This window comes from Microbacterium sp. NPDC057944 (assembly GCF_042887445.1).
Taxonomy (GTDB): domain Bacteria; phylum Actinomycetota; class Actinomycetes; order Actinomycetales; family Microbacteriaceae; genus Microbacterium; species Microbacterium natoriense.
On sequence record NZ_JBHVPJ010000002.1, the window covers coordinates 792,396 to 812,398 of the forward strand.

General features: G+C 68.4%; 21 protein-coding genes. 7 read left to right on the forward strand and 14 right to left on the reverse strand.

The genetic code is table 11. The features are described from left to right. The first annotated feature begins 25 nt into the window (after window positions 1-25). Both ACFVRO_RS13270 and ACFVRO_RS13275 read left to right on the forward strand, forming a co-directional pair. Complete coding sequence (locus tag ACFVRO_RS13270; RefSeq protein WP_223586588.1) at window positions 26-1,156, forward strand: acyltransferase family protein; 1,131 nt, start codon at window positions 26-28, stop codon at window positions 1,154-1,156. Window positions 1,157-1,203: 47 nt separating this feature from the next. Next, the gene (locus ACFVRO_RS13275; protein WP_341942390.1) at window positions 1,204-1,641 is read left to right on the forward strand and encodes a VOC family protein; all 438 of its coding nucleotides are present in this window, start codon (window positions 1,204-1,206) and stop codon (window positions 1,639-1,641) included. A gap of 9 nt (window positions 1,642-1,650) precedes the next feature. On the opposite strand, the gene efeB is transcribed toward ACFVRO_RS13275, so the two are convergent. The 3 genes from efeB to efeU are packed head-to-tail and all read right to left on the reverse strand — an operon-like array spanning window position 1,651 to window position 5,163. Then, window positions 1,651-2,964 carry an iron uptake transporter deferrochelatase/peroxidase subunit gene (efeB, locus tag ACFVRO_RS13280; RefSeq protein ID WP_386953041.1) on the reverse strand — a complete coding sequence of 438 codons (1,314 nt, stop codon included), beginning with the start codon at window positions 2,962-2,964 and terminating at the stop codon, window positions 1,651-1,653. A 25-nt stretch (window positions 2,965-2,989) separates the two neighbouring features. Then, window positions 2,990-4,222 carry an iron uptake system protein EfeO gene (gene efeO, locus ACFVRO_RS13285; protein ID WP_386953044.1) on the reverse strand — a complete coding sequence of 411 codons (1,233 nt, stop codon included), beginning with the start codon at window positions 4,220-4,222 and terminating at the stop codon, window positions 2,990-2,992. Then, the gene (gene efeU, locus ACFVRO_RS13290; protein WP_386953046.1) at window positions 4,219-5,163 is read right to left on the reverse strand and encodes an iron uptake transporter permease EfeU; all 945 of its coding nucleotides are present in this window, start codon (window positions 5,161-5,163) and stop codon (window positions 4,219-4,221) included. Before efeU ends, efeO begins: the two co-directional genes overlap by 4 nt. Window positions 5,164-5,314: 151 nt before the next feature. Between efeU and ACFVRO_RS13295 the strand changes: the two genes are divergently transcribed. After that, window positions 5,315-6,319 carry an isopenicillin N synthase family dioxygenase gene (locus tag ACFVRO_RS13295; RefSeq protein WP_386953049.1) on the forward strand — a complete coding sequence of 335 codons (1,005 nt, stop codon included), beginning with the start codon at window positions 5,315-5,317 and terminating at the stop codon, window positions 6,317-6,319. Between the two features lie 169 nt (window positions 6,320-6,488). Here ACFVRO_RS13295 and ACFVRO_RS13300 read toward each other — a convergent pair whose 3' ends face one another. The 3 genes from ACFVRO_RS13300 to rpsO all read right to left on the reverse strand — a co-directional run bounded on the left by ACFVRO_RS13300 (window position 6,489) and on the right by rpsO (window position 8,130). Next, complete coding sequence (locus tag ACFVRO_RS13300) at window positions 6,489-6,812, reverse strand: transcriptional regulator (RefSeq protein ID WP_386953052.1); 324 nt, start codon at window positions 6,810-6,812, stop codon at window positions 6,489-6,491. Beyond that, window positions 6,809-7,714 carry a hypothetical protein gene (locus ACFVRO_RS13305; protein ID WP_386953054.1) on the reverse strand — a complete coding sequence of 302 codons (906 nt, stop codon included), beginning with the start codon at window positions 7,712-7,714 and terminating at the stop codon, window positions 6,809-6,811. Before ACFVRO_RS13305 ends, ACFVRO_RS13300 begins: the two co-directional genes overlap by 4 nt. Before the next feature lie 146 nt (window positions 7,715-7,860). After that, the gene (rpsO, locus tag ACFVRO_RS13310) at window positions 7,861-8,130 is read right to left on the reverse strand and encodes a 30S ribosomal protein S15 (protein WP_005048780.1); all 270 of its coding nucleotides are present in this window, start codon (window positions 8,128-8,130) and stop codon (window positions 7,861-7,863) included. A 186-nt stretch (window positions 8,131-8,316) separates the two neighbouring features. On the opposite strand from rpsO, the gene ACFVRO_RS13315 reads away from it, so the two are divergent. Together ACFVRO_RS13315 and ACFVRO_RS13320 are read left to right on the forward strand one after the other, a co-directional pair. Then, the gene (locus ACFVRO_RS13315) at window positions 8,317-9,609 is read left to right on the forward strand and encodes an MFS transporter (RefSeq protein WP_386953057.1); all 1,293 of its coding nucleotides are present in this window, start codon (window positions 8,317-8,319) and stop codon (window positions 9,607-9,609) included. Between the two features lie 58 nt (window positions 9,610-9,667). Next, the gene (locus ACFVRO_RS13320) at window positions 9,668-10,561 is read left to right on the forward strand and encodes a DNA-3-methyladenine glycosylase family protein (protein WP_386953060.1); all 894 of its coding nucleotides are present in this window, start codon (window positions 9,668-9,670) and stop codon (window positions 10,559-10,561) included. A 247-nt stretch (window positions 10,562-10,808) separates the two neighbouring features. Here the strand turns inward: ACFVRO_RS13320 and ACFVRO_RS13325 are convergent, their stop codons facing one another. From ACFVRO_RS13325 to ACFVRO_RS13350, 6 genes are all read right to left on the reverse strand, one after another. Then, window positions 10,809-11,363, reverse strand: a complete 555-nt coding sequence (locus ACFVRO_RS13325; protein ID WP_223586597.1) for a YceI family protein — start codon at window positions 11,361-11,363, stop codon at window positions 10,809-10,811. Window positions 11,364-11,528: 165 nt separating this feature from the next. Continuing rightward, a complete protein-coding gene (locus ACFVRO_RS13330) occupies window positions 11,529-11,897 on the reverse strand; it encodes an FKBP-type peptidyl-prolyl cis-trans isomerase (protein WP_105674561.1) in 369 nt (122 codons plus the stop codon). A gap of 86 nt (window positions 11,898-11,983) precedes the next feature. Next, window positions 11,984-12,796 (reverse strand): ABC transporter permease, encoded by an 813-nt coding sequence (locus ACFVRO_RS13335; RefSeq protein ID WP_223586598.1) that lies wholly within the window; start codon window positions 12,794-12,796, stop codon window positions 11,984-11,986. A 7-nt stretch (window positions 12,797-12,803) separates the two neighbouring features. After that, window positions 12,804-13,631 (reverse strand): ABC transporter permease, encoded by an 828-nt coding sequence (locus ACFVRO_RS13340; RefSeq protein ID WP_386953063.1) that lies wholly within the window; start codon window positions 13,629-13,631, stop codon window positions 12,804-12,806. A 68-nt stretch (window positions 13,632-13,699) separates the two neighbouring features. Continuing rightward, window positions 13,700-14,884 carry an extracellular solute-binding protein gene (locus tag ACFVRO_RS13345; RefSeq protein ID WP_386953066.1) on the reverse strand — a complete coding sequence of 395 codons (1,185 nt, stop codon included), beginning with the start codon at window positions 14,882-14,884 and terminating at the stop codon, window positions 13,700-13,702. Window positions 14,885-14,930: 46 nt separating this feature from the next. After that, window positions 14,931-16,001 carry an ABC transporter ATP-binding protein gene (locus ACFVRO_RS13350; RefSeq protein ID WP_386953068.1) on the reverse strand — a complete coding sequence of 357 codons (1,071 nt, stop codon included), beginning with the start codon at window positions 15,999-16,001 and terminating at the stop codon, window positions 14,931-14,933. A gap of 116 nt (window positions 16,002-16,117) precedes the next feature. Here ACFVRO_RS13350 and ACFVRO_RS13355 point away from each other — a divergent pair, with 116 nt between their 5' ends. Next, window positions 16,118-16,915, forward strand: a complete 798-nt coding sequence (locus ACFVRO_RS13355) for a FadR/GntR family transcriptional regulator (protein ID WP_386953070.1) — start codon at window positions 16,118-16,120, stop codon at window positions 16,913-16,915. A gap of 35 nt (window positions 16,916-16,950) precedes the next feature. Continuing rightward, window positions 16,951-17,661 carry a cache domain-containing protein gene (locus ACFVRO_RS13360; protein ID WP_386953072.1) on the forward strand — a complete coding sequence of 237 codons (711 nt, stop codon included), beginning with the start codon at window positions 16,951-16,953 and terminating at the stop codon, window positions 17,659-17,661. A gap of 158 nt (window positions 17,662-17,819) precedes the next feature. Here ACFVRO_RS13360 and ACFVRO_RS13365 read toward each other — a convergent pair whose 3' ends face one another. Both ACFVRO_RS13365 and ACFVRO_RS13370 read right to left on the reverse strand, forming a co-directional pair. Next, entirely contained in the window at window positions 17,820-18,521 is a 702-nt protein-coding gene (locus ACFVRO_RS13365; protein ID WP_386953075.1) for an alpha/beta hydrolase, read from the reverse strand. A gap of 12 nt (window positions 18,522-18,533) precedes the next feature. Next, complete coding sequence (locus tag ACFVRO_RS13370) at window positions 18,534-19,958, reverse strand: PrsW family intramembrane metalloprotease (RefSeq protein WP_386953078.1); 1,425 nt, start codon at window positions 19,956-19,958, stop codon at window positions 18,534-18,536. Window positions 19,959-20,003: the final 45 nt, after the last annotated feature.

A 20,003-nucleotide genomic window follows, 5' to 3' on the forward strand; every position in this document is an offset into this window, starting at 1 on the left:
TTATTCCCGGGGGTAGCCTCGGAGGATGAACAGCGCCGGAGCGGATGCGACAGGCCCCGTCACGGGGGCCGTTCCCAGGCCTCGACGCCGCGTGCCGTTCTGGGACAACGCGCGCTACATCTGCATCGTGCTGGTCGTGCTCGGCCACGCCATCCAGCGTCTCATCTACGACTCCGACATCGCGCTCGCCTTCTACCTGGCGCTCTACGCGTTCCACATGCCGGCCTTCGCGATCATCTCGGGGTACTTCTCGAAGTCCGGATCGCCGACCAGGGTCCAGATGGCCCGCGTCATCACCGACATCCTGGTGCCGTACGTCATCTTCGAGCTCGTCTGGACCCTCACGAAGTGGCTCGTCGAGGGGCAGGCGAACCCCAACCTCACCAAGCCGTCGTGGACGCTGTGGTTCCTGCTGGCCCTCGGCATCTTCCGACTGGTGCTCCCCTACCTCGCCCTGCTGCGCTGGCCGCTGCTGTGGACGATCGTCATCTCGATCGGCGTCGGCTACCTGCCGAACATCGACAGCACCTTCTCGCTCTCACGCACGCTCGGCCTGCTGCCGTTCTTCACTCTCGGCTGGTGGCTGCGGGAGCGCGACATCGTCTCGCGCTTCCAGCTTCTGGCACACCGGCCGTGGTGGTCTCGGGTCATCGCCGTCGCCCTCCTTGCCGGAGCCGGCTTCGCGGCGTGGTTCTGGCTCGACGTGTGGGAGAAGATCGACCTGCGGCACTGGCTGTTCTACGAGGACTCGTACGCCGATCTCGGCGGAGAGCAGTGGTGGGCAGGCGGGGCGCGGATCGCCCTGATGGTGGTCGCGGTGCTACTCAGCGCCGCCTTCTTCACGCTCATCCCTCGGGGGACCTACTGGTGGACCTCGTTCGGCCAGTACACGATGTACGTGTTCCTGCTGCACTCGTTCGTGCTGTACCCCTTCCGCGAGTCCGGCATCCTCCGCGATCTCGAGCCGACGTGGCTCTGGCTCCCGCTCGTGACCGTCTCGTCGATCCTCGTCGCGCTCGTGCTCGCCACGAAGCCCGTGCGGCGCCTGTTCCGCCCCCTGGTCGAGCCACGGCCTGCCTGGCTGTTCGCCGACCCGCAGCTCGCCACCCGCGAAGGGCACCGCAGCGACCCGACCGGCTCCCGGCGACCACGGTAGCGACGGTCGCTCTGGAGCATGTCGGGGACAGCGGTTAGCATGCCCCCATGCCCATCACTCTGGAGAACGTCGGGATCGCTGTGAGGGACCTCGACGAAGCCATCGCCTTCTTCACCGACCTCGGCCTGACGGTCATCGGACGGGACACGGTGAGCGGCGAGTGGGCCGACACCGCGGTCGGCCTCGACGGCAACCACGCGAAGATCGCCATGCTCCAGACGCCGGACGGCAACGGCCGACTCGAGCTGTTCGAGTACATCCACCCCGATGCCATCGAGACCCACCCGACGCTTCCCCACGAGATCGGCATGCACCGCGTCGCCTTCTCCGTCGACGACATCGACGCGGCCCTGGAGACGGCGGCGACGCACGGATGCGTCCCGCTGCGCGGCGTCGCGGACTACCAGGGCGTCTACCGGCTCACGTATCTGCGGGGTCCGAGCGGCATCCTGGTCATGCTCGCGCAGGATCTGACGAAGAGCTGAGGTCGATCCTCAGGCGAACAGCTCGGCGCCGACGTACGAGCCCGCTGCGGCGCCGCCGGGGATCGCCCAGATCCCCGATCCGACGTGGCGGATGTACTCGTTCATCAGGTCGGTCGAGAGGCGCTTCTGCAGGGTGATGAACTGCTGCGGGTCGCGCTGGTACGAGAGGAAGAACAGTCCGGCGTCCAGGCGTCCGAGCGCGTTGTTCCCGTCGACGTAGTTGAACCCGCGGCGCAGGATGCGGATGCCGTCGTTCTGGTCGGGGTGCGCGAGCCGCACGTGCGAGTTCCGGTCGATCGCCGAGCCCGAGAACGCCGGCTCAGTGAACTCGTCACCACCCGACAGCGGAGCGCCGCTGCCCTTCTCCCGACCGATGATCGTGTCCTGCTCGCTGAGCCGCACACGGTCCCACGTCTCGATGAGCATCGCGATCTTGCGCGCGACGAGATACGAGCCGCCGGCCATCCAGGCGGGCTCGGCGGACGCAGGCACCCAGACGTTCTCCTCCAGCGCCTTCGCGTCGTCGGCGAGGATGTTCGCCGTGCCGTCCTTGAACCCGAAGAGGTTGCGCGGAGTCGCGCCGGCCGATGTGGTGCGCGAGGTCTTGCCGAAGCCCAGCTGCGACCACCGGAGGCGGGCGCGTCCGAAGGCGATCCGGCTCAGATTCCGGATGGCGTGCACGGCCACCTGCGGATCGTCGGCGCACGCCTGGATGCACAGGTCTCCGTGCGAATGCGCGGGATCGAGGTCGTCGCCGAGGAAGGCGGGAAGACGCTCCAGCCCCTCGGGGCGCAGCGCCGCGATGCCGTACCGATCGCCGTCTTCGTTCTCGAAGAGGGTCGGCCCGAAGCCGATCGTGATCGTGAGCCCGGCCGCGGGAAGCCCCTGCGCCTCGCCGGTGTCGTCCGGCGGCTGCTCGGCGTCACCGCCCACCGCTCCGGTCGCGCTCACCTCGAGACCCTGCGTGATGCGAGAGGCCGCGTACGACCAGTCCTGCAGCAGCGAGATCAGATCGTCGCGGTCGGTGCGCGGCATCATGTCGAAGGAGGCGAAGTGCAGGTGCTCCTGCACCGGGGTGGTGATCCCCGCCTGGTGCGCGCCGAAGAAGTCGTAGACGCTCTGCGCGTCGGCATCCGCCCTCGCCCGCCCGAGCGCGACGCCTCCGGCCAGTCCCCCGCCGACGCCGACGGCGAGTCCGGCCACGCCTCCGCCGAGGGCCAACCCCAGCAGCCCACGCCTGCTCAGACCCGGGGAAGCGGATGCCGCGGCCCCCGCATCGTCATCCGACGCGGGGACAGCGGCATCCGTCTTGCTTTCACTCACCTCGGGATCGTACCTGTTCCGTGTATCAGTCGAGGATCGTGCCGGTCAGCTGCGAGACAGGCTCGGCCAGCGCGTTGATCAGGTCGGTGAACTCGCGCTTGTCGTCTTCGGTCAGCTGCGTGTAGCTCACGAAGCCGTCGGCGAGGGATCCGTGCTTGGCGAGCGCCGCCTCGAGGGCCGCGTAGCCGTCTTCGATCTCGGTCACGAGGGCCTTGCCGTCCTTGCCCTTGGCGTCGGCGAAGTCCTGCACGAGTGAGAACGCCATCTTGGACCCTTCGACGTTCGCAGCGAAATCGTAGAGGTCGGTGTGAGACCACCAGTCCTCCTCACCGGAGATCTTGCCCGTCGCGACCTCGTCGAGCAGAGCGGTCGCACCGTTCGAGATGCCCGTGATGCCCTGGTCGTTCAGCGCGGTGGTGAAGTCCTTGGAGTGCACGTAGTCGTAGAGCTCCTGTGTGTCGGCGATCAGCTGATCCCCGTACCCCGCGCGCTCTTCTGGAGTGGACGGCGCCCAGTCCTGCCAGGCCGGAGTCTCCCCGTCGGCGTTGAGGGCATCCTGGGCGGGCACCCAGAGATCCTTCTCGATGCGGTGGAAACCCGTCCAGTCGAGACCCTCGGCAACGGCGTCGACCTCGCGGTAGTCGATGCGCGGGTCGAGGTCGCCCAGCTTGTCGGCCACCGGCTCGATGCGCTCATAGAACGCGCGGGTCTGCGGGAAGAGCGTGCGTGCGGTCTCGTCGTCGCCCGACTCGTACGCGGCCACGAGGGCGTCGACCGCGGGGACGAGCTGCCCGACCTGGTCCTTCACGAAGGCCGCGTAGAGGTCGACGGCCTTCTGCTTCTGCTCGGCGTCCTCTCCGGTGACGGCGACGCGGTCACCCGTGACCGTGAACTCGGACTTGCCGACGCCGTCGCCGATCATCCCGGGCTTGCAGAGTGTGTAGTAGGTGCCGGGCTGCGCGACGACCGTCAGGGTGCGCGACGCGGCGGGGGCGATGTTCTCGACCTCTCCGACGATACGGAGGCCGTCCTCGGCCAGCAGGTAGAACTCGCTGGTCTGGCCGCTGGTGTTCTTGACGTCGAAGACCAGCGTGCCGCTCTTCGCGGTGGCGCCCGAGACGTCGCACGCGCTGTCGGTCGAGGAGACGTCGAACGAGGCGCCCGCGGCGACGTCGGCCTTGGCGACGCAGCCGCTCAGGACGAGCGCTGCCGCGCCTGCGGCGGCGAGGGCACCGAGGATCCGGCGAGAGGTGGTCATGCTGCTCCTTGCTGTGTGAGGGAAGACGTCGCGGCGTTCTCGACCGGCGCGACCGCTGCACGAGCGGTCCTGCGGCCGCGAAGACCGCGGAGGAAGAAGAATCCGACGACGAGGATGTAGACGGCCCAGACCACGACCTGAAGCCAGGACATCTGCGGGCGGAAGCCGATCGTGGCCTGGAGGATCGTCGCCCACGTGCTGTCCGGCGCGATCGCCGAGCTGACGTCGAACGCCCACCCGAACGGGAAGGCGGTCCAGCCGATGCCGACCGCGCCGGTGACGGGATCGACGGGGGCGAGCGGGCTGAACGGACCGGGGAGCGCCCCAGCCTCCTGCAGATCCATGATGGCGTAGGCGAGGACCCCCGCGGCGACGATCACCAGGAACCCACCTGTCCAGGCGAAGAAGCGCCGGGTGTCGAGGCGGACGGCGCCGCGTGCCAGGAGCCAGCCGACGACGACCGCGACCAGGAGCCCGAGGACTGCGCCGACGACGGCCAGAGGGGCGTCCCCGAACGACTGCACCATCGACCACAGCAGCAGCGTCGTCTCGATGCCCTCCCGCGCCACGGAGACGAAGCCGATCGCGACCAGCGCCCAGAGCCCGCCCTGGGTGAGCGCGCGATCGATTCCGCCCTCGAGCGTCGCCTTCATCGCACGCCCGGCCTTCTGCATCCAGAAGATCATCCAGGTGACCATGGCGACGGCGAGGAGCGACATCAGTCCGCCGATGAGCTCCTGCGCTCCCGGCGCGAGCGCGTACGCGCCGAACGTGAGAACGGCGCCGAAGACGATCGCCAGGGCGATCGCGAGACCGATGCCGATCCACAGCCGAGGAAGAGCGTCGCGGCGACCGAGCCTGCGGAGATAGGCGACGAGGATGCCGACGACGAGCGCGGCTTCGAGGCCCTCTCGAAGGCCGATCAGAAAGCTGGCGAGCACGGGTGGAGACTCTCTCGATACGGATGAAGGTAAGGCATCCCTTACCGATGAGACTTTAGCACCTGCGCATCACCCGCTCGAATGCCGTCTCTCTCGGTAATGCTCTGAAACACTCGGCGCCGGTGCCGCGCAGCCGATCTACTCTCGGGACATGGCTGAACTCTCGCTCCCGATCCTCGACCTCTCCCAGCTCGATGCAGGCCCGGAGGCGGCCGCACGGTTCCGCGACGACCTGCGGAAGGCGACCCACGACGTCGGCTTCTTCTACCTCACCGGCACAGGCGTCTCGTCGGACCTCGAAGCCCGGCTCCACCGCGCCGCCCTCGACTTCTTCGCCCTGCCGGAGGGCGACAAGCTCGCGATCGAGAACGTGAACAGCCCGCACTTCCGCGGCTACACCCGCATCGGCGGAGAGCGCACGCAGGGCAAGGTCGACTGGCGCGAGCAGATCGACATCGGTCCCGAGCGACCGGCGGTCGGCGACGGCCCCGCTTTCAACCGACTGATCGGACCGAACCTGTGGCCCGATGCCCAGCCGGAGCTCCGCGACGTCGTCGGAGAGTGGCACGAGACCCTCTCCGATGTCGCCCGCAGGCTGCTGCGCGCCTGGGCGCAGGCCCTGGGCGCCGAGGAGTCGTACTTCGACGAGCACTTCGGCGAGCCCTCCACTCTCATCAAGATCGTCCGCTACCCCGGCACCCACGAGCCCGAGCCGCAGCAGGGCGTCGGCGCACACAAGGACTCCGGCGTGCTGACCCTGCTCTGGGTCGAGCCGGGCAAGGGCGGCCTCCAGGTCGAGCGGGACGGATCGTGGGTGGATGCGCCTCCCGTGCCCGGCGCCTTCGTCGTGAACATCGGCGAGCTGCTCGAGTACGCGACCGGCGGCTACCTGAAGGCCACGAATCACCGCGTCGTCTCCCCGCAGGCACCGGACGAGCGCATCTCGATCCCGTTCTTCTTCAACCCCGCGCTGGATAAGCGGCTGCCGCTCATCGAGCTGCCCGCCGACCTCGCGGCCGAGGCGACCGGGGTCACCGAGGACCCGAGCAACCCCATCCACGCGCTCTACGGCGAGAACGCGCTGAAGTCCCGGCTGCGCGCGCACCCCGACGTGGCGGCGATCCACCACGCGGACCTGGTGGCGGCGACCGCCTGACCCGACGGCGCTTTCCGTTCCGTCGGTCCTGCCGCCCCATTCCAAGGCTCGGCTGGTCTCAGCAGACGAGCGGGCTGGGTCGGCGCAGTGCATCGCGCCCGCCGTCATGTCGGCGTCCCCGACGCGGTCGCCGAGCTCGTCCGTCGCCGCGGCGAACTTCCGAGAGACGTCAGAACCCGACGTGCCCGCCGAGCTCGACGATCTCGCGCAGCGCCCGCAGATGCCCGGAGAAGGCACTCATTCCTGCCGGAGTGGAGCGCACCCAGGTGCGGGGCCGGCTTCCCGCGCTCCCCTTGCGTGCTCGCACGTAGCCGGCGGCCTGCAGGTGCGAGATCGCTTTGCTGAGGGCGGAGTCGTTCGCCTGGAGGATGTCGGCGAGCGTCGCGAAGTCGAGTTCGACGCCTTCTCCGAGCGACGCCATCAGGGAGAACCTGATGGGCGAGGCGAAGTTGTCGTCGAGACGTGTCCGCGGGTGGGCGTCACGGTCGGTCATCTCCCCTCCGAAGGGGCCTCGGCCGTCGTGTCCGGCGCGGCGACCGGCGCAGGCAGACACGCAGCGATGCACAGCAGCGCTGCGGCTGCGGCGGCCGCTCCCAAGGCCATCGGCAGGGTCACGGCGTCGGAGTACGCGCGCTGGAGCGCGAGCCAGGTGACCACGCCCATGCTCGACAGGTAGGCCGCGATCTGAGGCCACCGCCAGTACCGTCCGAGCGCCTGCGGGCCGGCATCCGTCGCCCAGAGGAACAGCCACACGACCACGGCCATCATCACGAGGATGCCGACGATCGAACCGAGCAGCGCGTTCTCGATGCCGATCGACAGCGCGGCGACGCCGATCAGGATGCCGAGGCCCGCGGTGGCGGCTCGAGTCTGGCCCGGCAACGGCTCCCGCGGTCTCGCGGGTCGCCGTTCCTGACCTCGCTCGCGCCACAGTAGGGCAGCGCCGTAACCGCCGAACCCCAGAAGAATGGCGAGGCCGGGGATGAAGTTCATCCACAGCGGGCGGTTCTGCGCGTCGATGAAGATCAGCAGGAAGAGCGCGACCATCGCGACGCCGTAGACGACCACCGCTACGACCGACCACGGCCTCGGGCCGAACGCCCGCCACTGCACGCCCGCGCGCTCGGCGAACCCTGCGCTGATCTGACCCGTGACGATGATCAGGAAGATGAACGGCTGCGTCGACGTCGCGTCCGCGCGATTGACCAGCAGCAGGGCGGTGATGAGGATGGCGATGGCGATGCCGCTGAGAATGGCCTCCCACGACGACGCACGCCGGTCGACGCGCTCGTCACGACGACGGTGCACCTCCTCGACCTCGTCGAGGTACTGGCGCGCGACGTCGGCGGACGGCGGAGCGAGCGGTGCGATGCCGTCGATCGGCTTCTGTTCCATGATGACCCTCGGTTTCCATCGGGAAAGCTTCTTACTTTCCTACGGGAAAGAAGCCGGGCCGTCAACCGGGACATGACGAAGGCCGCCCACACCGTGGGCGGCCTTCTCAAGAATGTTCTGCGCGACTGAACGCTGGGCTCAATGCCTTATCGACGCAGTCCGAGACGCTCGATGAGCGAGCGGTAACGGTTGATGTCGATGTCCTGGAGGTAACCCAGGAGACGGCGGCGCTGACCGACGAGCAGGAACAGGCCACGACGCGAGTGGTGGTCGTGCTTGTGCTCCTTGAGGTGCTCGGTGAGGTCCTTGATGCGCTGCGTCAGCATTGCGACCTGCACCTCGGGGGATCCGGTGTCACCGGGGTGCGTCGCGTACTCTTCGATGATCGCCTTCTTGACGTCTGCTTCCAGTGCCATAGATTCGATCCCCTCTCTGCTTATTGCGCGGTGCCCGGCACCTGATGTGCGAGCTCTCTTTATCCGCGGCCGATCAAACGGCAACCTGAAGAGTCTACCAGCCATCCGGAGCTGCAGGCGACCATGCGCGGCGCCCGCTCCCCCGCCCCTCGGATACGCTCGGAGGGTGCAGGACCGAGAAGAACAGTGAGCGCGACGCGCGGCCATCTCATCGATCTGACCCCGCTGCGGCGGAGCCCGGCGTTCGCCAGGATGTGGATCGGATCCACCCTCACCGGCATCGGCGGGCAGCTCACCATCGTCACCGTGATGCTGCACGTGTTCTCCCTCACGCACAGCACCTTCGCCGTGTCCATGATCGCGGTGGCAGGGCTCGTGCCGATGATCCTCGCGGGCCTGTACGGCGGCATGCTCGCCGACGCCTTCGACCGCCGTCTCGTCGCGTTGATCGCCGCCACCGTGACGTTCGCCTCGACAGCCCTCCTCGCCGCACTCACCTGGACCGGCATGGAGACGATCTGGTGGCTCTACGCGCTCAGCATGATCAACTCCGCCGCGAACTCGGTGGGCATGGCCACCCGCACCGCGATCGTGCCCCGTCTGATCCCGAGAGATCAGCTCGCGGCGGCATCCGCGCTGAACGGCGTCGCGTTCGGGCTCACCGTCATGGCGGGGCCAGCGCTGGCCGGCATCCTCGTCGCCCTGACCGGATACGGCTGGACGTACTCGATCGACGTCGTGCTCATGCTGTCGATGTTCCTCGGGTTGTGGACGCTCCCGGCGCTGCGCCCCGAGGGCGAGACCGTGCGGCCGGGCCTCGAGTCCCTCAAGGACGGCTGGCGCTTCCTCCGCAGGGCCGGGAACATCCGGATGCAGTACATCCTCGACATCGTCGCGATGACCTTCGGGCAGCCGCTCGTGCTCTTCCCCGCGCTGGGCACGGTGATCCTCGGCGGAGGCGCCGTCACCACCGGCCTGCTCACCGCGGCCGTCGCCGTCGGCACCTTCGGATCGAGTCTGCTCTCCGGCCGCGTCGTGCAGTACCGGTGGCACGGACGCGGCATCGCGAGAGCCGTCGAGGCGTACGGAGCCGCGATCGCCCTGTTCGGCCTGGTCCTGCTCATCGGCGCCCTCACCGGCTCGGCCACCGAGAGATCTCCGAGCATCCCCCTCATCGTGGCTGCCTGCGTCGCGCTCGCCCTCTCCGGAGCCTCCGACAACGTGAGCTCGATCTACCGCAACACGATGATGCAGGCCGCCGTGCCCGACACGATGAGAGGACGCCTCCAGGGGGTGTTCATCATCGTCGTCGCGGGCGGGCCTCGGGTGGGCGCGCTGTACGCCGGCACCCTCGCCACCTTCACGGCGCTGTGGTTCCCGCCATTGCTGGGCGGGTTCATCGTGATCGCCCTCGTGGCGCTGCTGGCCCGGAGGAATCCACGGTTCCGCGCATACGACGCGGAGAGCCCCGAACCCTGAGCCCTGGGTTCTGACGGCAGACCACAGCGATGTCGGAGGTCGGGTGCAGAGTGTGGGCATGAGCACCTCCATCCGCACGGCCACGCTGCCGCTCACCGGGCCTTATGACCTCCGCGAGGTCGCACTCATGGGTTTCGGGCACCGCGACGAATCGTCCTTCGACGGCGTGATGCGCCTGGCCTTCTGCACGGACGCGCTCGACACGCAGGTCGGCGTCGAGGTGCGCCAGACCGATGGCGCGCTCACGCTCACCGTGCACGGCGACGGAGATCTCGGAGCGATCTCCGCTCAGGTCGCGCGCGTCGTGTCCGCCGATCAGGACGGAGACGCGTGGTCCGCGGTCTGCGCGGCGGATCCGGTCCTCACACGGGTGCACGCCGAGGCTCCCGGCTTCCGTCCGTCGAACTTCTACAGTCCGTACGAGGCGGCGGTCTGGGCGACGCTCTCGGCGCGGCGCTCGCGACGCCAGGGCATCGGCCTCCGCCAGCGGCTCTCACTCGCGCACGGCGCCGCTTTCGAACTCGCCGGCGGCACGGAAGCCGCCCTTCCTCTGCCGCATCAGCTGCTCGCCCTCGATGCGGTGCCGGGGCTGCCTGCCGACCGCATCCCGCGGCTGCACGCGATCGCCCGCGCGGCGCAGGAAGGCCTGCTCGACGTGGCGCGCCTCACCGCCATGGACCCCGCTGATGCCATGGCCGACGTGCAACGGCTGCCTGGTATCGGCCCCTTCTACAGCGCGCTCATCGTCATCCGCGCGTGCGGGCTGACCGATGTCCTCTCGACTCAAGAGGACCACTCGCGGGCCGCCGTCCAGAGCCTCTACGGCCTCGACCACACGCCGAGCGATGACGAGCTCGCGCGCATCTCCGAGGCCTGGAGGCCCTTCCGCACATGGGCGGCGGTGTCGCTGCGAGCCGTCGGTTCGCGTCTCTCTCCCCCGGCCGACGGTTGACGGCCGGCTGCTGACCGCCGGCGGGTGACTTGTCTCACCGCCAGCGGCTGACTTTTCTAAACGCCGGCGGCTGGCAGCAGGCGGCCCGCGGCTGGCGACTGGCGGCTGGCGGCTGATCTCTGACCGCCGACGGCTGGCGGCCCAGAGTCGGCCTGCAGGCATCCGACACACCCCGGACTCCGGATACGCCGACGGCGGGCGCCGAGAGTGTCGACGCCCGCCGTCGGGGATGCGGGTGCGGGATCGATCAGTCCTGCTGCAGGGCGCCCTGCAGGTCGAGGTTGATCGTGATGTCCTTGCCGACGAGCACCCCACCGGTCTCGAGGGCGGCGTTCCAGGTGAGGCCGAAGTCCTCGCGGTTGATGACGGTGGTCGCAGAGGCGCCTGCCTTGTACGAACCCCACGGGTCGGAGCCGAAGCCGCCGAAGTCGAACGCGAAGCTCACGGGCTTCGAGACGCCGCGGATGGTGAGGTCGCCGTCCACGAAGAAGTCGCCGTCCTCCACACGGGTGCCGGTCGACACGAACTCCATGGTCGGGAAGTTCTCGGTGTCGAAGAAGTCCGCGGAGCGGAGGTGGGTGTCGCGGCCCTCATCCTTGGTGTCGATCGAGGAGACGTCGACGCTGGCGGTGACCTTGGCCTCGAGCGGGTTCTCCGGAGCGACGAGCGTCGCGGACTTGATGCCGAACGTGCCGCGCACCTTCGAGATCATCATGTGACGGACGCTGAAGGTGACCTCGCTGTGCGCGGGGTCGAGCACCCAGGTGCCGGAGCGGTAGCCGGGGATGTCGATGCTGGTCATGGTGTCTCCTCTGAGGATCTGACGAAAAGTCCGGCCGCGTGCGCGGCGTCAGAGTGGTGCAACTTTCATTCACGGACATGTATTCCCGTGAATGAAGATTCTTCTTCGGAATGACGAAGGCGCCCCGCTCCCGAGGGAGCGAGACGCCTTGCGCAGAAGTGCGGATCAGCCGACGGCGACCAGATCGATGATGAAGATCAGGGTCTTGCCGGAGAGGAAGTGCCCGCCGCCGACCGGGCCGTAGGCCAGGTGCGGAGGGATGACCAGCTCACGGCGTCCGCCGACCTTCATGCCCGGGATGCCGTCCTGCCAGCCCTGGATGAGCCCGCGCAGCGGGAACTGGATGGTCTCGCCGCGACCCCACGAGGAGTCGAACTCCTCGCCGGAGTCGAACTCGACGCCGGCGTAGTGGACGGTCACGGTGTCGCCGGGCTTCGCCTCGGCGCCGTCGCCCACGATGATGTCGCGGATGACGAGCTCAGCGGGAGCGGGGCCGGCGGGTGCGTCGAACTCAGGCTTCGTACGATCAGTCATGACTCCATCCAACCCGAGCCCCGACCCCCGGTCAACGCGAGCGCACCTGCTCACAGCGAACACTCCGGCGACCGCCGAACGAGGTCTCAGTCCCGGTCGGCGAGGTCCCTCCCGAGGCGCTGCGACACCCACACGGGGATGAACGAGGCGAGGATGACGACGGTGGCGACCACGTTCACGACGTTCGCCTCGTTGGGCCTCGCCATCTGGTTCATGATCCACAGCGGAAGGGTGTCCACCCCGGGCGGGGCGGTGAAGATCGTGACGTAGACCTCGTCGAAGCTCAGCGCGAAGGCGAGGATGCCGCCGGCGATGAAGGCGCTGCGGAACTGCGGGAAGGTGACAAGACGGAAGGTCTGCCACGGCGTCGCGCCCAGATCTCTCGAGGCCTCTTCGATGCCGGGGTTCAACCGGCGCAGGCGTGCGAGCACGTTGTTGAACACCATCACGATGCAGAACGTGCCGTGCGCGATGATCATCCCGAAGAAGCCGACCTGGATGCCGATGGGCTCGAGGATCTGGTTGTAGGTGTTGCTCAGGGCAACGCCGGTGACGATGCCGGGCAGCGCGATCGGTAGCACGACGAGCAGGTTGACCGCACGCTGGCCGAAGAACGAGTACCGCTGCAGCGCGAAGGCGACGAGCGTTCCGAGGACGAGGGCGATCGCCGTGGCTCCCGCCGCGACCAGGATCGAGTTCAGGAGGGCCGCGCGCACGGGTTCGCTCGCGAAGGCCTTGCCCCACCACTCCAGGGAGAAGGAGCTCACCGGCCAGCTCGCGATCCGCGCCCCGTTGAAGGAGTTCAGCACCACGAGCAGCAGCGGCACGTACATGAACACGAGGATCGCGGCGACGAGGATCCCGAGGATCGTCTTGGAGGTCCTGGACAGTCTCAGCATGGCGGCCTCACATCCTTTCCAGTGCGCCGGTGCGCTGAACACCGACCAGGTAGATCACCACGAAGGCGATGGGCACGAGGGAGAACGCCGCGGCGATGGGCGGGTTGAGGTTGATGTTGGATGCGATCACGCTTCCGATCATCTGCGTCGACCCCCCGACGAACTTGGCGACGAGATAGTCGCCAAGACTCAGCGAGAACGTGAAGACCGAGCCGGCGATGACGGCCGGCTTGATGAGCGGCAGGACGACCGTCCTGATCGTGCGCCACGACCCTGCGCCGAGGTCGGCCGACGCGTCGAAGAGATTCGGAGGCAGCTGTCGGATCGCGGTGTACACGGGCACGGCCATGTAGGGCAGCCAGAGATAGGTGAGGGTGAGGATCACGGTGAAGGCGCTGAATCCCGGCCCGCGCCCGCCGACGGGTCCGACCAGCCAGTTGAAGAACCCGTCCTCCGTGAAGGTGATCCTCATGGCGAGGACCTTCACCAGATAGCCCGCCCACAGCGGCAGCGTGATCGACGCCGCGAGCACTCCGCGCAGCCATGGCGAAGCCACCTTCGCCATGAAGATCCCGAGCGGGATGGAGATGAGGATGCACACCGCGGTGACGGCGAGGGCGATCCCGAGAGTGCGCAACGACGTCGAGAGATAGGCCGGATTGGCGATGAGCTGTTCGAAGTTGCGGAGCGTGAACCCCGGTTTCACCTTCGAGGTGAAGGGGTCGGTCACCCAGAAGGCGGTCACCAGCAGCATCACGAGGGAGAAGATGTAGACGCCGATGAGCCAGGCCATCGGCAGGGCGAGCAGCCCCGCGATCCGTGCGCGTCGCTTCATGGTCATTCCTGTCTCGAGAAGTCGAGTGCGGGGGGCGGAGCCCGAACGGGCTCCGCCCCCCCCGTGGATCAGTTCTTGACCGTCAGCCAGGCGTCGGTCCACTGCTGGAAGTTGGTGCAGGTCGCGTCGGTCCGCCCGTCGATGCACTGCTCGATCGGGGTCGTCCAGAACCAGACCTTCTTGAAGTACTCCTCGTTCGTGGCGTTGTAGTACTCGCAGTGTGCCTTCGCCTCGTCGCTCGTGTCGCAGAACGCCGCGTTCGCCGGCGCCATGCCGAAGTTCATCGCGATCGCGCCGTTGACCTCGGGCGAGGACGCGTAGTCCATCCACGCGTACGCGCAGTTCGGGCTCTTCGCCTCAGCAGCGAGCATCCACGCGTCCGACCATCCGGTCGACCCTTCCTCCGGCAGCACGCTCTTGAACCTGTCGTCCTCGGTGAGCTTGCGCAGCACCTCCCACGACGTGCCCAGCACCGTGGTTCCGCCGGCGAACGAGGTGATCTGAGCCGCAGGATCGGCCCAGTACTCCGAGACGATGCCGTTCTGCTGCTTCAGCAGGTCGACCGCGGCGGCGAGCTGCTCCTCGTCCAGGGCGTACGGGTTCTTGATGCCGAGCTCCGGTTCGTGCGCCATGAGGTAGACCGCGGCGTCGGCGATGTAGATCGGCGCGTCGTAGGCGATGATCTTGCCCGCATACGGACTGTCCTTCTCCCAGGCCACGTCCCAGCTGGTGGGCTCCTCGGTGACGACCTCGCTGTTGTACTGCAGGATGTTCGCGCCGCGGCCGATCGGGATGCCGTAGGACTTGCCGTTGATCGTGTCGTAGATCTGCCCCTTCATCCCCTCGACGATGTCGTCGCCGAAGTTCGGGATCAGCTCGAGGTTGAGCGGCTGCACATCGCCGCCGGCGATGAGGCGGAGGCTCGCGTCACCCGAGGCCGACACCAGGTCGTAGTCCCCCGTGCGCATGAGCTGCACCATCTCGTCGCTCGTACCGGCGACGCGGCGGTTCACGACGCACCCCGTCTCCTCGGTGAACGCGTCGCTCCAGTCGGACTCGACGAAACCGCTCCAGGCGACGATGTTGACCTCGCCTTCATAGTCGCCGAGCTCCTTCTGCATCGGGATGTCGGGGACGTCGATCTCGAGCTGGCCTCCCCCCTCCACGGGGGCGTCGGTCGTTCCGGAACAGGCGGACAGGGAGAGCACGGCGACGGCGGTCATCGCCGACACGGTCAGGATCTTCTTACGCATGGATCGCTCCTTTGTGATCGGTGCTGCAGGTGGGTGTATGGGTGTTTCAGGGGAGCCGCGCCGCGTGGTCTGGTGTCCACGCGACACGGACGTGGTCCCCGCGGCCGAACGCGGCTCCCGCCGCGGGGTGGTGTGCGTTCGGGCGTTCGGCGATGATGTCGGCTCCGGCATCCGTCGAGACGAGGAATCGTGTCGCCGGCCCCGTATAGACGACCTCGCGGACGACCCCCGTCAGCGAGACCTCGCCCTCGTCGTGCGCGTCGTCGGCACCGAGCAGCCGAACGCGCTCCGGCCGGATGCTCATCGTGCGGCTGTCGCGCGTGAGCTCCTCCGCGAGGTCGCCCCCGATGAGGTTGGAGAGACCGAGGAAACGCGCGACGAACTCCGTCTGAGGGAACTCGTAGACGTCGCGTGCTGTCCCGATCTGCTCGATCCGTCCGTTGTTGAAGACGGCGACGCGGTCGCTGAGGGTGAGCGCCTCTTCCTGGTCGTGCGTCACGAAGATGAACGTGATGCCCACTTCGCGCTGGATCTGCTTGAGCTCGATCTGCATCTGCTCGCGGAGCTGCTTGTCGAGCGCTCCGAGAGGCTCATCGAGCAGGAGCACCTGCGGGCGCAGGATGAGCGCACGGGCGAGGGCGATGCGCTGCCGCTGACCTCCGGAGAGCTGATGAGGGAGCCGACCGGCGACATGGTCGAGACGAACCTGCTCGAGCGCACGACGCACGCGCTCGGTGCGCGTGGCTCTGCCCTCTCCCCTCACCTTGAGCCCGTAGCCCACGTTCTCCGCGATGGTGAGGTGCGGGAACAGCGCGTAGTCCTGGAAGACCGTGTTCACCTGCCGCGCGTGCGGCGGCGTGCGGGTGACGTCGACCCCGGACAGGCGGATGACGCCGCTCGTCGCATCCTCGAACCCGGCGATCATGCGGAGCACCGTCGTCTTGCCGGAGCCGGAGGGACCGAGCATCGAGAGGAACTCCCCCGATGCGACCTCGAGCTCCAGGTCGCGGACGGCGGTGAACTCGCCGAACGACTTCGTGACGCCGTGCAGAGTCACGGTGCCATCGGTCTTGGGGGGATCGGCGACTGCGTCGGCGACGGGGGCTGTGGCGATCATCTCGCGCTCCTCGGATCAACGTCGAACTCGGAAGGTTTCCTAAACATATAAACACAGAGGTAATATTTCAAGTACCGATTTTGTCGCGTTCACCGACAAGGGTGGAGAATCTGAGGATGGAACCGATTGCAGCGCCCACAGAGGCCGCCGCCGATTCCGCTGCGACGGCGCCGGAGAGCCGCGCGCAACAGCATCCTCACCGCCTGCAGGGAGCGCTCTTCCAGCCGATCGGAGACGAGGGCCGCGCCGAGCTCGTCGAGCGCAGGCTCGTCGACGCGATCACCCGCGGCCATCTGCGGGCCGGCGAACGGCTTCCCACCGAGGCGGATCTCGCCAAAAGCCTCGGAGTCGCTCCCGTCACGGTCCGCGAGGCGCTCCTCGCACTGCGCGGGCGCGGGCTCGTCACGACGCGGCGCGGACGCAACGGCGGCAGCTTCGTCGCGGAGCACGCGGACCCGCTCTCCTTCGCCCGCGAGGCCGTCCGGTCGACCTCACGCGTGGCGCTGCGCGATCTCGGCGCGCACTACGCGGCGATCACCGGCGCCTGCGTGCGTCTCGCGGCACGCCGCGCCGATCCCACAGAGACGCAGCAGGTGCGGCGGCGCATCGAGCGGCTGAGCGAGCTGGACGGCGATCAGCAGCGCCGTCTCCTCGACGACGTCCAGATCGAGATCGTGGCGCTGAGCCAGTCCGCGCGACTGACCAGGGAGCAGATGAAGCTGCAGGCAGAGCTCTCGCCGTACCTCCGCCTTGTCGCGTCGGAGAGCGATGACAGACTGCGACAGGCCCGGCATCTCGCCGCCGTCATCGACGCGGTCGAGGCCGCGGATCCGGATGCCGCGGGCGCCAGAACCGAGCTCATGGTCTCCGAGACCATCGACGCACTCATCCAGCTGCAGGCTGCAGCCGGCTGACAGATGACCGACATCGACGTGCACAGGAGGACGCGATGACCACAGGAACCGAGACCGCGGCGGTCGAGGCCGCGGCCGAGATCGTCCGGGGATACTTCTCCGAGCCCATCCGCGCGTTGCGCGCCTGGGCTCCCCGGTTCGCAGCGCAGGTGGCGGACGTTCGCGCCACCAGCCCGCTCACCAGCGCGAGGATCGATGCACTCGTCGAGCCGCACGCCCTCGCATCCCTCGACCTGCCCGGCGTTCCCGTGTACGGAGCGGGTTTCATCGCCGCGATCGATCTCCTCGCCGACGCGCGCAGCCACCTCGCGTGGTGGCAGGGCGCCGACCGCCGTCAGCTGGTGCTCGCCTCCCAGACGGTGAACAAGGAGGACATCGACTACAGCGCCCTGGAGTGGTATCGCGTGCCGATGACCACGGGAGAGTCGCATGTCGCCGGCCCGTACGTGGACTACCTCTGCAGCGACGAGTACACCATCACGATCGCCGTCCCCGCAGACATCGACGGGGAGCGCATCGGCGTGGCCGGCCTCGATCTGCTCGTGGCCGCCGTCGAGAAGGAGCTCACACCGCGCTTCATGGCACTCGGCCACCAGGTGACCCTCACCAACGGTGTCGGACGCGTGGTGGTCTCGACCGATCCGCGGTGCGCGACGGGCGACTCGGTGCGCGGCAGCCGGCTCGCCGCTCTCCCCCGAATCGCGTGCGAGGGTGTGGCCCTCGATGTGATCGTCGAGGAGATCTGACCCCGAAGGGGGCGCGAAGAAACCTCTTGACACCCGAGAGCACCGGGTGCACCCTGTTTACAGATCAACTCAGCGCCCGGTAGACATGCAGGCATCGCCGCAGCACCGGGCGCTGAGTCTTGCTACGACGTACCGCTGCGACCGGCGCGTCGACCCACTCACTCCCGTCCGGAACGGGCCTCTGCGGCGTACCCCTCGAGCATCACCGCGAGCTCGACAGGGCGGCTGAGCGGAACGCAGTGGCTCCCCGTGATGTCATCCGCGACGACACCGAGGCGCTCGAGCGCGAGCGCCCTGAGGAACTCCGGCGGGAAGAAGCGATCCTCGGTGCAGACGTTGTACTTCGTGCTCACGCGGGGCCACTCGGCCAGCGGCCAGGGCGCCGCCATCGCGGCAGAAGACGGATGCGCGCGTTCCTTGCTCATGGCCTCCTCGGCGAGTTCGCGCGGCACGTCGTGATAGAAGCTGACGAACGGATCCTCGTTGCCCGTGAGGCCCCCGTCGCGCTCCGCCGCTGCGGCGACCGCGTCGCCGCAGCCGGTGCGCGTCCACCATTCGTCGGGCGACTCCCCCGGCGAGGGGATCATGCCGGCGAGGAGCACGAGAACGTCGGCCGACAGCCGCTCAGCGAGGATGGGAGCGGTGAAGGCTCCCATCGAGTGCCCCACCACGACCAGATCGTGCAGCTCCCCCACCTCCGCGACGACGGCGTCGGCGTAGTCCGCGTACCCCTGGATCTCGTCGCCCCCGGGCAGATCGGGCGCGAACACCTCGTGGCCGCGAGCGCGGAGCTCAGCCCCCACGAGGTGCCAGGACCAGCCGACGTCGCCGGCGCCGTGGATGAGGAGGAACGTGCTCATGACCGTCTCCGCTCAGTACGCCAGCAGTGCTGCCCTGGTGGCGCGGGTTCGCACGAGGAGCGCCTGTTCGTCCTGCGCGGCGAGCGGATCCCGCCCGGTGATCGCACGCTGACGCACCGATGCCAGCGTCGTCGCGTCCTTGATGAACTCGCGCATCAGCGGACGCCTGTCGCCCCGGAGCTGCGCGGCCCAGCTCATGCCGACCTTGCGGCCACCGGGGGTCGCCAGCATGTTCACCTCCTCGGGGGTGAACCATCCGGCCGCCGCGTACTCGCCCAGACGCGACCGCGTCAGGCGCGCCTCCTCCCGACGGAGCGCGACGATCCCGAAGATGAAGCCGACGAACAGCGGCACCTGGAGCGTGAAGTACAGCAGGAAGAAGTCGGAGAAGGTGGCGGTGCCGTTCCACAGCGCGTGCAGGAGCATCGCGCCGATCCAGCCGAGAACCCCGAACCCGAGGGCCGCCCCCGCTGACGCGTGACGACGCGCCGCCAAGCCGATCGCGAGGCCGGTGAGCGAGGTGAACATCGCGTGTGCGAACGGCGACATCAGAGCGCGCACCACGAAGGTCATCGTCAGCTGGGGACCGCCGCCCTCGATGAGGCTGATCGCGAAGTACTGGATGTTCTCGGTGAACGCGAACCCGGCGCCGACCAGCGCGCCGTAGACCACGCCGTCGACCGGCCCGTCGAAGCTCCGCCTGGCGATGAGGAAGATGAGGAAGACGCCGACGCCCTTCCAGAACTCCTCCACGACGGGAGCCTGCACGACCGCAGCGGCCGCGTCGCTGCGCGGGCCGAAGAAAGCACTGAGACCGAAGTCCACGAGCAGCGTGAGCCCGATGGCGGCGATCGCGCCCCAGGCGATCGCGAAGAACACCAGGAGCTTGGGCTCCGGCTCCCACCTGTCGATCATGCGCACGACGAAGAACACGATCGTGAGCGGGATGAGCGCCAGCACGAGCCCGATGACGGATGCCCAGGTGCCCAGGAACATCGCGAAGTAGCCGATCAGCGCCATCAGCAGGAAGCCGAGGACGCCGAACAGGCAGTAGAGGGCGATGCGGCCGCCGCGCCGCGGCGCCGGGAGCGACGGGAGCCCCTGAGCCGGCGACGGCGCGACGGGAGCGGGGGGCGCGTAGGGAGTGGGCTGGGCGAGCACCGATCCGTAGACCGGCTGCTGGGTGAAGGCCGCCGGCGTGTAGTCCGACCGGGCGTACTGCTGAGCGCCGTACTGCGGCGCAGGAGCACCGTAGGGCGGCTGAGGCGACTGCGTCGGCGGCGCATACTGCGGTGCGGGCGCGCCGTAGGGTGGCTGCGGCGGGGGTGCGTATTGCGGAGCGGGCGCCGCCGGCGGACCGGGCTGCGGCGCCGGCTGAGGCTGCCCGGCGGGCGGCGGAGTGTACGGCGATGGCTGAAACGGTCCTCCGGAACTCATAGGCACAGCATATTGGCCACAATCAGGATCCTCCCGTCATGGCGA

Bases quoted from the DNA above. Each gene is read 5' to 3' on its own strand.
- rpsO (WP_005048780.1), bottom strand. From the start codon at position 8,130: ATGGCACTGGAAGCAGACGTCAAGAAGGCGATCATCGAAGAGTACGCG.
- ACFVRO_RS13295 (WP_386953049.1), top strand. From the start codon at position 5,315: ATGGCTGAACTCTCGCTCCCGATCCTCGACCTCTCCCAGCTCGATGCA.
- ACFVRO_RS13300 (WP_386953052.1), bottom strand. From the start codon at position 6,812: ATGACCGACCGTGACGCCCACCCGCGGACACGTCTCGACGACAACTTC.
- ACFVRO_RS13350 (WP_386953068.1), bottom strand. From the start codon at position 16,001: ATGATCGCCACAGCCCCCGTCGCCGACGCAGTCGCCGATCCCCCCAAG.
- ACFVRO_RS13320 (WP_386953060.1), top strand. From the start codon at position 9,668: ATGAGCACCTCCATCCGCACGGCCACGCTGCCGCTCACCGGGCCTTAT.
- efeO (WP_386953044.1), bottom strand. From the start codon at position 4,222: ATGACCACCTCTCGCCGGATCCTCGGTGCCCTCGCCGCCGCAGGCGCG.
- ACFVRO_RS13340 (WP_386953063.1), bottom strand. From the start codon at position 13,631: ATGAAGCGACGCGCACGGATCGCGGGGCTGCTCGCCCTGCCGATGGCC.
- ACFVRO_RS13365 (WP_386953075.1), bottom strand. From the start codon at position 18,521: ATGAGCACGTTCCTCCTCATCCACGGCGCCGGCGACGTCGGCTGGTCC.
- ACFVRO_RS13325 (WP_223586597.1), bottom strand. From the start codon at position 11,363: ATGACCAGCATCGACATCCCCGGCTACCGCTCCGGCACCTGGGTGCTC.
- ACFVRO_RS13355 (WP_386953070.1), top strand. From the start codon at position 16,118: ATGGAACCGATTGCAGCGCCCACAGAGGCCGCCGCCGATTCCGCTGCG.
- ACFVRO_RS13270 (WP_223586588.1), top strand. From the start codon at position 26: ATGAACAGCGCCGGAGCGGATGCGACAGGCCCCGTCACGGGGGCCGTT.
- ACFVRO_RS13370 (WP_386953078.1), bottom strand. From the start codon at position 19,958: ATGAGTTCCGGAGGACCGTTTCAGCCATCGCCGTACACTCCGCCGCCC.
- ACFVRO_RS13305 (WP_386953054.1), bottom strand. From the start codon at position 7,714: ATGGAACAGAAGCCGATCGACGGCATCGCACCGCTCGCTCCGCCGTCC.
- ACFVRO_RS13345 (WP_386953066.1), bottom strand. From the start codon at position 14,884: ATGCGTAAGAAGATCCTGACCGTGTCGGCGATGACCGCCGTCGCCGTG.
- ACFVRO_RS13275 (WP_341942390.1), top strand. From the start codon at position 1,204: ATGCCCATCACTCTGGAGAACGTCGGGATCGCTGTGAGGGACCTCGAC.
- ACFVRO_RS13330 (WP_105674561.1), bottom strand. From the start codon at position 11,897: ATGACTGATCGTACGAAGCCTGAGTTCGACGCACCCGCCGGCCCCGCT.
- ACFVRO_RS13360 (WP_386953072.1), top strand. From the start codon at position 16,951: ATGACCACAGGAACCGAGACCGCGGCGGTCGAGGCCGCGGCCGAGATC.
- ACFVRO_RS13335 (WP_223586598.1), bottom strand. From the start codon at position 12,796: ATGCTGAGACTGTCCAGGACCTCCAAGACGATCCTCGGGATCCTCGTC.